Annotated in this window: 2 protein-coding genes; both read left to right on the top strand. The window is 59.6% G+C overall.

Translation table 11 applies throughout. From position 1 onward, the window contains the following. Positions 1-436, top strand: a 436-nt coding sequence (locus ACXJ7R_RS32630) for an NUDIX hydrolase (RefSeq protein ID WP_457155394.1), incomplete at its 5' end; no start/stop codon positions are given. A gap of 127 nt (positions 437-563) precedes the next feature. Beyond that, the gene (locus tag ACXJ7R_RS32625) at positions 564-875 is read left to right on the top strand and encodes a PilZ domain-containing protein (RefSeq protein ID WP_457155393.1); all 312 of its coding nucleotides are present in this window, start codon (positions 564-566) and stop codon (positions 873-875) included. The last annotated feature ends 553 nt before the right edge of the window (positions 876-1428 follow it).

The following is a 1428-nucleotide window of genomic DNA, read 5'->3' as shown; positions in this document are numbered from 1 at the left end:
CTTCGGCACGGCGCCGTGTCGTCTGCAGGTTGCTGCCCTACCCTGGCGGGATACCGGTAATGGCGTCGAGGTCCTGCTGATCACCAGCCGCGATACCGGCCGCTGGGTGTTGCCCAAGGGTTGGCCGGAGGCCAGGGAGCCGCTCTGCGAGGCTGCCGCGCGCGAGGCCGGCGAGGAGGCCGGACTGCGCGGAACGGTGTCGCACCTTGAGGCCGGTCGTTATTTCTACGCCAAGGTGTTGGCTTCCGGCGAGGAAGTGCCGTGCGAAGTCCTGGTGTTTCCGTTGCACGTCGACAAGATCGCGGATCGTTGGAAGGAAAAAAATTCGCGCACCCGCAAATGGGTCAGTTCCAAGGACGCGGTACGCATGATCAACGAACCCGACCTTTGCCAGATCATCGCCTATTTCTGCGCCGATCCGCATAGATTTCCCTGATCGGCCGCGATCTCCGGTTCCAGGAGTCCGCTCCACACCAAGTACGCCCGCACGGTTTTCGATGCGGGGCCGTGAATGGTCTGCTAATCATTCACGCATAAGAATCGCTCGGTCTGGCGTGTTATCGATGGTGAACCCTGTAGACCCACTGCCGGAAGATTCCGGCGAGCCCAAGCGCGACCATCGTCCGCGCGTGCTCAAGGGCGGAACGATCATCACCGGGATTCAGAACTCGGAGGTCGGCTGCACGCTGCGCAATCAGCACGACAGCGGTGCCGAACTGAAGATACCCCTCGAGGCTCGGGTTCCCGATCGCTTCCTTCTCTACGTGCCGCTCGACGGCATCGCCTATCGGTGCGAGGTTCGCTGGCGCCGCAAGGACCGCGTCGGGGTGCAGTTCACCGGCACCGAGCCAAAGCCGAAAATGCATTACGGCTGATCCCTCGTGATACAGTGGCGAAGAGATCGCCGCGCGGCAATTCTATCCCCGTTATCCACATATGTGACACACAAGATGTTGGGGTCACAAAAGCTACGCAAACGAATCCTTGACGGCGCAAAACGAGTCGCCTTTTATAGGCCATGCGCTCCTGTTGAGAGTGCGACCGGAAAGTTCTGAGCCCGGTCTTTTTCCCGGATTATGTGCGTTTTTGCCCGCATTTCCGCCCGTTTACGAGGCCGGCGGAAGCGTTGGGGTTGTGGGGCGGTTGGGGACAATAGGGAGAATTGTCGGACTGGAATAAATTGTCTGTTAACACTATATTTAGTGTTTGCAGGCAGGTTCGACGCTAGATAGTGTGAACTTCCCTCGAGTGAGGGAATCGGAAAAAAATCAGTTTTGAGGGACCCGCGGGGTTCGTCGGCGTGTTGGACAGGCACTTCGCAAGGAGTTTGACCAGCAGGGCCGGCGGAGACTGCGAAATGGAGAGCCGGCCGTTTTCGAACGCCGGCAGGCGGCGGACATGCGCGTTTCGCATTGGGGGCAGAAATCC

The sequence above is a fragment of the Mesorhizobium sp. P5_C1 genome, from assembly GCF_054049815.1.
This window is presented reverse-complemented; position numbering and strand designations above follow the sequence as displayed.